General features: G+C 69.4%; 9 protein-coding genes and 1 pseudogene. 3 read left to right on the forward strand and 7 right to left on the reverse strand.

Going from position 1 to position 9,551, the window contains the following annotated elements; genetic code table 11:
• Window positions 1-283 precede the first annotated feature (283 nt).
• The 3 genes from IF99_RS0129185 to IF99_RS35880 all read right to left on the reverse strand — a co-directional run bounded on the left by IF99_RS0129185 (window position 284) and on the right by IF99_RS35880 (window position 2,253).
• Window positions 284-493, reverse strand: coding sequence for a hypothetical protein (locus IF99_RS0129185; protein ID WP_234340909.1), 210 nt, complete (start codon window positions 491-493; stop codon window positions 284-286).
• An 86-nt stretch (window positions 494-579) separates the two neighbouring features.
• Complete coding sequence (locus IF99_RS0129190; protein WP_031001250.1) at window positions 580-1,479, reverse strand: replication initiation protein; 900 nt, start codon at window positions 1,477-1,479, stop codon at window positions 580-582.
• Window positions 1,480-2,106: 627 nt separating this feature from the next.
• Complete coding sequence (locus tag IF99_RS35880) at window positions 2,107-2,253, reverse strand: hemopexin repeat-containing protein (protein WP_420705737.1); 147 nt, start codon at window positions 2,251-2,253, stop codon at window positions 2,107-2,109.
• Window positions 2,254-2,352: 99 nt separating this feature from the next.
• Here IF99_RS35880 and IF99_RS35885 point away from each other — a divergent pair, with 99 nt between their 5' ends.
• The 3 genes from IF99_RS35885 to IF99_RS0129205 all read left to right on the forward strand — a co-directional run bounded on the left by IF99_RS35885 (window position 2,353) and on the right by IF99_RS0129205 (window position 7,328).
• Window positions 2,353-2,664: a putative phosphothreonine lyase domain-containg protein gene (locus IF99_RS35885; RefSeq protein WP_420705738.1), complete on the forward strand. Its 312-nt coding sequence runs from the start codon at window positions 2,353-2,355 to the stop codon at window positions 2,662-2,664.
• 823 nt (window positions 2,665-3,487) lie between these two features.
• Window positions 3,488-5,476 (forward strand): ATP-dependent nuclease, encoded by a 1,989-nt coding sequence (locus IF99_RS0129200; protein WP_031001252.1) that lies wholly within the window; start codon window positions 3,488-3,490, stop codon window positions 5,474-5,476.
• On the forward strand, window positions 5,463-7,328 hold the full coding sequence (locus IF99_RS0129205) for an ATP-dependent helicase (RefSeq protein ID WP_031001254.1): 1,866 nt from the start codon (window positions 5,463-5,465) through the stop codon (window positions 7,326-7,328). Before IF99_RS0129200 ends, IF99_RS0129205 begins: the two co-directional genes overlap by 14 nt.
• Window positions 7,329-7,577: 249 nt before the next feature.
• On the opposite strand, the gene IF99_RS0129210 is transcribed toward IF99_RS0129205, so the two are convergent.
• From IF99_RS0129210 to IF99_RS35895, 4 genes and pseudogenes are all read right to left on the reverse strand, one after another.
• On the reverse strand, window positions 7,578-7,838 hold the full coding sequence (locus tag IF99_RS0129210; protein ID WP_031001256.1) for a hypothetical protein: 261 nt from the start codon (window positions 7,836-7,838) through the stop codon (window positions 7,578-7,580).
• 40 nt (window positions 7,839-7,878) lie between these two features.
• Window positions 7,879-8,151, reverse strand: coding sequence for a helicase associated domain-containing protein (locus IF99_RS35890; RefSeq protein ID WP_031001257.1), 273 nt, complete (start codon window positions 8,149-8,151; stop codon window positions 7,879-7,881).
• Window positions 8,042-8,632 carry a helicase associated domain-containing protein gene (locus tag IF99_RS33055; protein WP_420705739.1) on the reverse strand — a complete coding sequence of 197 codons (591 nt, stop codon included), beginning with the start codon at window positions 8,630-8,632 and terminating at the stop codon, window positions 8,042-8,044. Before IF99_RS33055 ends, IF99_RS35890 begins: the two co-directional genes overlap by 110 nt.
• Before the next feature lie 19 nt (window positions 8,633-8,651).
• Window positions 8,652-8,996: pseudogene (locus IF99_RS35895) on the reverse strand (DEAD/DEAH box helicase); the annotation flags it as partial.
• Window positions 8,997-9,551 lie beyond the last annotated feature (555 nt).

Here is a 9,551-nt window from a genome sequence, read left to right on the forward strand (position 1 = left end):
GACCTCCGTGTGCGGTGCAGCTTAGACACCTCCACCACACCGGAGGTCTTCGTCATGATCAAGACCTGACCCGCGTTAACAACGCTCGTGATCAATACAGCTAGGGGCTCGCGTGTTGGCCATCGCTCCGCACCGATGGTGACCGCCTGCGAAGTCGTGGCGTCCGGCCCAGCGTGCCGCCTCCCCGGCACGGCGCCAAGATCGGCGCCAAGGTCGACACGGCGCTGCTCTCCACTGCGGAGATGCCGACAGCCTCCAGGCACTCGCGCCCGGGCGGCTGACCCTACTCGTGGGTGTCACCGGCAGCGGCGTAGCGGGTGAGATCGACACCGGCTGAGCGGGCTTCCCTGAGCCGGGTGGACACGAGGCCAGTGGAAACATTCAGCTCGCGAGCGATCTCGTAGCCCTTCAGTCCCTGCCGGTGCAGCTCGACGATCTGGTCCCGTCGTTGCCGGGAGCGGGCCTCGTACGCTGTGCGATCCTCAGCGACCATGCGGACCACCGTCCGTGGGGACACTCCGAACCGGTCCGCGAGCTCACGGGCGGTCACGGTGCGACGTTCACGCCTGGGCTCCTGCGTCACGCCTTCCCCCTCATGTACTCCAGCATCGCTTCGGTGCGCTCCTCCCGGCGTGCAGCACGCGCCTGACCGCTCTTCTTGCCGCGGGCGGACTGGATGGCGACGAAGGTAGCTTCGTAGACCGCCGCACCGTCCTTCCACATCCTCGACCGCGTCGTGATCCACCGGTGGATGCTGTTAGCGATCGCACGCGCCTCCACGGCCGGAAGCGGCTCAGCGAATTCGGCGTTGCGCGTATGGACTTCGGCGTGGATCGCGGTGTGCAGAGTTTCCGGGCTGCCGAAGTGGTGGCGAACCTCGCGGTACGCCCAGGTCCGGGCCGTCTCGAAGATCGAGCAGTTACGCCCCAGCCCTGTGATGTTAGTGCGGAACCGCTTGGTCTCCCGCCAGCGCAAAGGCGGCATATGGCCGTCCAGCGCATCCTCCAGGCCGCCGAGCGTGTGGAGTCCGCCGTGGATCCACTCGGTGCTCCAGTCCGCGTGCAGCGGATTCTTCGTCATCAGCCCCGAATACGCCGCATCGCCGTCCAGGGCGCGGCGCAGGCCCTCGGTGACTGCGGCGGCGTAGGCCAGAGGCTTGCGCCGCGCGTACTCGGTCCGCGTCACCGCCTCCGCCAGAGCCCACACCGCATGAGCGTGCCCATTCACCGGGTTCTCCACGACCGCGTTGGGCAGCGGATGCGACCCCACCGACGACACCGCCCGCAGCACCGCATCCGAGTGGTCCACATCCACGACGAGGAGATTGCTCACGGCCGATGGATTCGCCTCCACATACCGACGGGTCATCGCCACCGGCCGCCGCTCACGCCGAACCCCCTCATGCAGCCAGTTCGTGGCGTACGGCCGCAACGGCAGCCACAACTCATCCCACTGCACTCCGGGCAACTCGACGTTCATGCGCTGATCATCCCGGGCCGACCCAGCCGGGGGAGTCCGGACACGCCACAGTCTTCAAAGTCCGTCATAAACCAAGTCAGATGATTGCGGGGCTCCCGCCTTTCCCCTGGAGCCCCGCACTGTCGCTATGCCGGACCTTCAAAGTCCGCCACGAACCAAGTCAGATGGTTCACCTCTCCCCGCGCCGGAAACCACGACCTACCCCCAATTTCCCGATCAGCCCCGGTCGCCCCGTAGTGCGCTGGGGGACTCCCCGAAGGCCCCGGGCCCTACACACACGCCAGTGCGATGCCGCACACGCCCGTGTAGTCGGCGTCCTCCACGGGCCGTACGTGCTCGGGGCCCGCACCCACACAGGTACTGCGCCGCCAGGCCCTCACCGACGTTGCGGTACAGCGGTAGCGCGAGGCGGTAGCGCTACCTGTCCGCAAGCTGTCGCCGCGTGAGGAGCCGCCCGCGGACCTCCTGGCCGTCCACGAACACACCCCATACCCGCGGCGCTCACCCCCGCTCACGGCCTCGCCGCCCGGCACGCCCAGCCCGCGCCCCGGCCGCCGAGGCGGCCGGGGCGCGCCTGAGTGCGTCGCGGGCCCGCCGCCGGCGGGTTGCTGTTCAGTCGGGGCTGGGTCAGCTGAAGAAGATCCAGTTGCCCTTGATGGCCTTGGGGTAGCCGCTGTCGGCGCGGTCGGCGTCGAGGTCGTAGCGGACGTACTGGTCGTCCTTGAAGAAGTAGCCCACGTTCGGCTGGTCGCGGCGGTTGAGCGTGGCGTCCACGCCCCGGGTGAAGGAGTCCGGGAGCCCGTCCCAGTTCCCGGCGATCGGCTTGGCCCCGCTGACGCCCTTGTCGGCTACCGCAGCAAAGCAGCCACGCTCATCAACACCCGCACCAAGACCGATGACACCCGCCGCCCCATCTGCATCTACACCCAAGACTGGCGCGACATCGAAGACGTCCAACGAGTACTGACCGCCCTCCGCGCCCTCGGCATCGCCGACGTCCTGCTCTACAAGACCGACAGCGACACCCTCAACGGCCACTACGGAACCGGCGCCAGCACCTTCGTCGCCCCCGCCACCAAGCAGAAACTGATCATCCCCAAACGCACGCGAGAAGCCCTCGAACGCCACCACACGGCACGTGCCCAGGCCCGAGCTGCTGCAACCCGCAGAAAAAATCAGCACTGAAACACACCTGACACCGCAAGCGCTCCCGCGCGCACCACCGCTCGGGGCAGGACCAGCCCACCACCCAGCACCGGCAGGTCAGGCGGGGCCTCGGTGCTCGCCGCAGCTCTCCACGAGCAGACCTGCACGGGCCGACCACGGCGTCTCTGGCGAGGGCGGACACCGGCCCCCGGGAGCTCGCCCAGCGCGAGGCGCCACCGCGCCCAGGAGGCCCGCGCCGAAGCGGAGGACAAGCGGCGCCGTGCTGAGCGGGAGGCACAGCGCGCGGTGCGGGCGGAAGTTCAATGACGAGCGCTGGGAGGAGATCAGCGCGCACCGGATAGCCGTCCCGGCCGGGGACAGATCGGTGTGCGGTCCGTGCCGCGCGGACGACGTCGCCCGCCAGGAGGCCGAAGCCGAAGCCGCCCACCTTGCGGCCACCCGCGCCGCCGGGGGAGGGACCCGAGCCAGACCGGGGCCGCGGCTGGTTCCGCCGGCGGACCTGTCCGTCATGCTACGGGGCCCGGGGGACAAGCGTCCTCCGGGCTCAGCCTGCGCTCGCTGGCAGCGCCTCGGATCGCCTGACCGTGATCCTTGCTCGGTCGAGGGAATGAGCGGCACATGACTTCGGCTGCTGCCACCAGGCCGGTTAGCATCCTGCGCCGTCGCCCCGTACGTCGACCGCGACGTCCTCGCCAGGGAGGACGCCCAGCGCCGAGCCCTGACCGCCTTCCTGAACGGCTGGGAGAGGGGGCGGGGGAACGCGCAGGGAATTCGCCCCGCCGACACAGACGGCTCTGTAATGATGAATCACCACATCGCATCAGATGGCCAAAGGGGACGCATGGGCCTGCACATTTCGCGGATCGAGATACGCAACTTCCGCAACTTCCGGCACCTCGTCATCGACGACTTCCCCGCCCACGCCGTAATCGTCGGCGAGAACGGCGTCGGCAAGTCGAACCTGCTGGAAGCGATCCGCCTGGTTCTCGACCCGGCCATCTCCGACGCGCGGCGCATGCTGCGCGAGGAGGACATCTGGGAAGGGCACCCCGCAGGCCTCGCCGGCGGCGCCGAAGTGACCATTGTGGTCGAGCTGCGCGGCTTCGACGACGACGCTGACGCCAAGAGCATCCTGTCCAGTGCCACCGTCGACTTCGATCCCTACGTAGCGCGGCTGACCTACCGCTTCGCCCCGCGCACGGAGGTAGCGACCGCTGACGGCTCCCAGGTGCAGCCCGCCGGCCTGCCGCTGACCGCGAAGGACTACGACGTCGTCGTCTTCGCCGGCGACCGTGAGACCAACGACGTGCGGGCCATCCGCCGCGAGGTGGCCCTGCGCGTCCTGCCGGCCCTGCGTGACGCCGAAGGAGACCTTCACAACTGGCGGCGCAGCCCAATGCGGGACCTCCTCGAACGGCTTCCCCTGGACCCGGCGAACCTGGAAGCCACCGCCTCAGCGATCGCCACCGCCGTCGACCAGCTCACCAAGGACGCAAACGTCGCCAAGCTCGAGGGGCACCTGACCGACCGGCTGGGAGAGATGTTCGGGCCGCGCCTGGCCCCCCAGCCCACCCTCGGCTTCGCCTCCTCCAAGCCGGACGAACTGATCCGCGCCGTACGTCTGTTCTTTGACACGGCCCGCCGCAGGAGCATCTCCGACACCAGCCTGGGCAGCGCCAACGTCATCTACCTCGGCCTGCTCCTCGAAGCCCTCAGCCAGCAGCGACTCGACGAAGAGTCCATCGCTACCCTCGTCGCCGTGGAGGAACCCGAAGCCCACCTCCACGTCACCCTCCAGCGACACCTCTTCGGGTATCTGCTGCGCACAGGGCCGTCGCTCATCCTCACCACCCACAGCCCGCACATCGCCGCCGTCGCCCCTGTCCGTTCCTTCATCGCGCTGCGCGCCACGGAGAACGGCACGACCGGCGCCACCACGGCCGCCATCCCCGTCAGCGACAAGGAAGCCGCGGACCTGGAGCGCTACCTCGACGTCAGCCGCGCCGAGGTCCTCTTCGCCTCCGCCGTGGTGCTGGTCGAAGGACTGGCCGAGCTCTACATCCTCCCCGCCCTGGCCGAAGCCGCCGCCTTCGACCTCGACGCCTACGGCACCGTGGTGGCCAGCGCCCACGGCACCGACTTCAAGCCCTACCGGGCGCTCCTGGGCCCGAAGGGCCTCGACACCCCCCACGTGGTCATCACCGACGGAGACGCCGCCCTAGATAAGCGCGGTGTGCGGGAAGCTGGCCTCAAGCGGGGCGCGAAACTCCACCCGGAGGGATCCCGCAGCAAGGCACTCCTGGACCTGATCGCCCTCCTCCCGGAAACCGGTGCAGCCGACTACCGAACGACCCGCGCTCCCCTCGCCTCAGAACTCCAGGGCCACGGCATCTACATCGGCGCCCAGACCCTGGAGACCGACCTGTGCTCCCTGTTCGGCGAGGAGATCATCCAGGCCTTCGAGGAACTGAACGCCAACACCACCGCGCGAGACGACGTGAGCCGCGGGGTCGCCAACGAACGGAACACGACCGTCGACCCCGAGCTGCGGAAGAAGATGCTCAAGCGGATCGGCGAGCTCGGCAAGGGCCGCTTCGCACAGCGCCTCGCCGCACACATCGCACAGGTGGACCTGCAAGGACGCATCCGAGCCGCAACCCAGACCCCCTGGAACCTCCCCCTCGACGAGCAGGCCCTGCGCCACCTGGGCACAGCCTCCTACATCTTCCTGGCCATGGAACGCATCAGCCTCGCGGTCCGCGGAACCTCACTGCTCCCCGCCACCACGGCGCCGCACGCTAGCGGGCAGGCCAGCGATGCAGGTCAGTGACACTCTGCTCGCAGAGCTCGACAGTCTGCACCCCCGGCAGCGGGCCGCCGTTCTCCACGACGGCAACGTCGTCCTCCGAGCCGGCCCCGGAAGCGGGAAGACGCGCACCCTCGTCGCCCGGATCGCCTACGTCCTCCAGACACAGATCTCGCCCTTCCGCGGCGTCGCCTGCATCACCTACACCAACCCGGCAGCCGAGGAGATCCGCCGCCGCGTCCACCGCAGCGGCGTGCGCGCCGAGGGGCGAATCACCTGCTCCACCGTGCACGCCTTCTGCCTGAACGAGATCCTGCGCGCCTTCGGACACCTGACCGGGCAGCCGGCGCCTGAGGCGGGACACGTCCTCAGCAAGGCGGCCATCGAGGCGCTTCTGCAGCGCTGCTTCGACCAGGTCGGCATCGGCGAGGTCCTCGCCCAGCACCGCGTGCCCCAGAGCACCAAGATCCGCCGGGCCCTGGCCTGCAACGAGGCCCTCGACAGTTTCGACCCACGGGAGGTCCAGGCCGCACGCCTCTACGACGAACAGCTCATCCTCCGAGGCGAGATCGACTTCGAGGCCATGGTCATCCGGGCCGTGCACCTCGTCAGAGAGCACGCACATGTCCGCGACCTCCTGCGGGCCCGCTTCCCCCACCTCGTCGTCGACGAGTACCAAGACCTCGGCGGAGTCCTTCACGAACTCGTCCTCGCCCTACGCGACCTGGCCGGCATCACCGTCTTCGCCGTCGGTGACACCGACCAGTCCGTCTACGGCTTCACCGGCGCCGACGCCAAGTACCTGACCGAACTGGCAGACCGAGAGGACTTCCGCGACCTCGAACTCGAGGTCAACTACCGCAGCGGCCAGGACATCATCACCGCCGCCGAAGCCGCCCTCGGATTCCCCCGAGGTCGCCTCGCCTGCGAAGGCGCACCCCCCGGCGACGTCAACCTCGAACAGGTCGAGGGAGGCCTCCAAGACCACGCCCGAGTGACCTGCGACCTCGTCGAACAGGCACAGAGCAAGGGCATCAGCCCCGAGCGGATCGCCATCCTCTACCCCGCTCGCGGTCGCCTGCTCGACGACGTACGCCGTGAACTCACCCGACGCGAGCTGGACTTCCGGCACGAGGGCGACGACAAGCTTCCCGTCGGCAGCCTCTCCCGCTTCGTCCAGCGCTGTGCCGCCCGCGCCGTCACCAACTACCAGATCCACGCCGCATCCGGCGCCGACCGCGCCGACATGCTGCGCCGTGCACAAGCGCCGTCCCTTGCCTCCCTCGCGCGCACCCTCACCACACTGCGCACCGAGGCTCGGCTCGCCCCGCCTTCCTCACGGCTCTTCTTGCCCAGGGCTCTTCAACAGTGCCTTGACCCCGAGGAGCTCTACCCGGCCGACGCACCGGCCCTCACCTGGCTGGAGCAGTTGCGCGCCGGCCTGGCTCTCGACGAGGTAGCCGCTGGGCACCCTGATCAGGACAACACGAGCAGCCTCGACGGCCTGGCCGGTCTGTGCCGGTCCAAGGGTTTTGTGCTCCAAGACCTCGCCCACGGCGAGGAAGTTGTCGGGAAGGTCCTGCTCGCCACCTACCACGCGGCCAAGGGCCGAGAGTTCGACACGGTGGTTCTGCCGGGCCTGCTCCAAGGCCTCATCCCGCGCGACGTCCCCAGCGGGAAGCAGTGGCGGAAGCCCACGGCGGCGGAGCTTGAGGAGCAACGGCGCACCTTCTACGTCGCCCTCACCCGTGCCGAGTCGACCGTGAACATGATCGTCGGCCCCGGGTACGAGACCAAGAACGGATACTGGATGTCCTTTGGGCCCTCAGACTTCGTGATCGAGATGGTGCGGCGCCTTCCCGAAGAAAAGACCTGACCAGGCGGGCGCGTCCGGCCCCGGTCCGTCTGGCGGGAGTCCGGGTACCCCTCTTCCCCGCTGGTAGCGGCCCGGGGACTCACGATGGTGGGGGAGCAGTCAAAGGTTGTCCCAGGAGCCCTCACGCTCGGAGGGCGGCCCGAACCGCTTGATCGACCAGCGGGTGCAGCACCCCAGCGCGCGCACGCGGACCGGCGCGCCCCACCCCCTTCTCCTGCCCGAAGCGGAGAAGAGCGCGGCATCGGCGGCTCAGCCCCGGTACGGAGGCACATCCAGCGCCTCGCCCGCGCGGGCCTTCGCCGCGGCGATGCTGCCGACGTCGCGCGCTTCGCGGAGCGCGGCGTCACGAGCCGGGCCTGCGGGCATCGCTCCCACCATCGCGGCGAGTTGCCGCACCGCCGTGCCACGCTGCTCGGCCGGCACCTCTGCGGGCCCCTCCCGCGCCCGCTCCACCCAGGCGCGCATCACCGCCTCCTCGCCGCTTCCCTCGCGCCTGTCCACTTCGCCCACAGGCCCTCCCTCGTTCCGCGCTCCGATTCACGCCCGCCCGTCATCCTGCCCAGGGGATGCCGAGTGCGGTGAGCTGTTTGCGTTCGTCCTCGCTCAGCCCGTCGAACCGGCTCTTCGCGTTCGAGACCCACACGCCGAGGCGTACGTCGACGTCCTCGCCGTCCACGCTCACGGTCTCGATGTGCTTGCGGGGGACGGGCCTCTCAGCGCCTTCCCGCTCGACCCACTGCGTGAGGGCCGCAAGGCCGCGCTGAAAGGCCGCTCGCGCCGTCGCCGACCGCTTCCCGCTCCCCGCCGCCCCCGAGCCCTCCACGGCCCCCTCCGGCGCCTTCTCGGTGGGCCGGAGCCCGAGGGCTTCGAGCCGGCGCTTCTGCTCTACGGACAGCGCCCCCCCATACCCGCGGCTCCTGCTGCCGCGCGACCCACGCCCCCAGGTCGTCGCCGTCGATGCGTACCCCGGGCGCGATCTGCGGCGCGCGTCCGCCGGGCTCGTCGGCGGCCAGGAGCACGAGTTGCCGGTAGCAGCGCTGCCAGTCCAACGGCCACGGGCAATCCCAGTCCTCATCCACCGCCCGCAGCTGCGCGGCGCGCGCGGCGGCCCGCTCCGAGTTCTTCCCCAGCCCACCCGGGCGGCGCAGATTCGCCATGAGGTCCCCGACGCGCACGACGTCCTCGCCCTCGCCGTCGCCCCAGGTCTCGCGCCTGCGGGGGGCGAGGTGCCCGTGCGCGGCCCGGTAGGAGCGAAGGGCGGCGAGCGTACGCTCCCACGCCTCTTCCTGCGGTTCCCACACCATGCCCTCGGCGTCGAGCAGACAGAGCCAGCTGCACAGGGTTCGTGGTGGAGCGCACCTTGAGGTTCCACAGCTCCGGGTCGTCCTGGAGCGAGCACACCGCAACCGCCGGTCCCATGTGCCCGGCCGCGCGCCACGCCTGCACCGTCTGAGTCAGAAGGTCCAGCGTCGGCACCAGCACGAGAATGCGGCCCTTGGGCACAAGGCGCTTTGCCGACGCCGCCGCAATGATGGTCTTTCCCGTTCCGCACGCGGCGTGCACCTGCCCGCGCAGGCCATTAACGGGAATGCCGCCCGGCGGGATATCGAGACCGCGCACAATGGCAGCAACGGCCTCGATCTGATGGTCACGCAGTTTCACGGCCATTCCCGTGTTCTCCTTTTCGCGGAATGTGGCGCGCAATCTGAAATGAAAGTCCGGCGCGGAGGGTGGCCCGGGGTGTGGTGTCTGTTCCCAGACTCTACACAGCCAAGCATCGTGATGCATCACCCGCGCGCCATGTTCCCGCCTCAGGGTGATACATGGCCGAATCTCGCCCCGACGCGGCGAGTTGTGGTGTATGCTGGCGGGGGTATTCGTGAACGTGGCCGACTGGTTCCGAGGTTGAGGGAGGGATTCGGGTGGAGCGCAGCGGAGCCCGTCACTGCGGTGGGCCGGCACTCCGTCAGGCCGATGGTCCGCCATTTCCGTTGTGGAGGTGATGACTGGGAATCCCAAGCCCTACACAGGCGCGAGCGTGATGCACCTCCCCCTGCTGCCAGCCCCAGCACCCGCGCTTGCGCGGGTGCTCCCAATTCGCGCTTGCGCGAATTGACTCGCTTTTAGGATTCCGCTTGCGGAATTCAATTCCCGCGCTTGCGCGGGAATTTGGCGGAGCGTCAGTGGAGCCTCACTACCGCGCGGCTTGCCGCGCGGTATCCC

Source organism: Streptomyces sp. NRRL F-5630 (assembly GCF_000719475.1).
Lineage (GTDB): Bacteria > Actinomycetota > Actinomycetes > Streptomycetales > Streptomycetaceae > Streptomyces.

Bases quoted from the DNA above. Each gene is read 5' to 3' on its own strand.
- IF99_RS0129185 (WP_234340909.1), bottom strand. From the start codon at position 493: ATGGTCGCTGAGGATCGCACAGCGTACGAGGCCCGCTCCCGGCAACGA.
- IF99_RS0129190 (WP_031001250.1), bottom strand. From the start codon at position 1,479: ATGAACGTCGAGTTGCCCGGAGTGCAGTGGGATGAGTTGTGGCTGCCG.
- IF99_RS0129200 (WP_031001252.1), top strand. From the start codon at position 3,488: ATGGGCCTGCACATTTCGCGGATCGAGATACGCAACTTCCGCAACTTC.
- IF99_RS0129205 (WP_031001254.1), top strand. From the start codon at position 5,463: ATGCAGGTCAGTGACACTCTGCTCGCAGAGCTCGACAGTCTGCACCCC.
- IF99_RS33055 (WP_420705739.1), bottom strand. From the start codon at position 8,632: ATGGTGTGGGAACCGCAGGAAGAGGCGTGGGAGCGTACGCTCGCCGCC.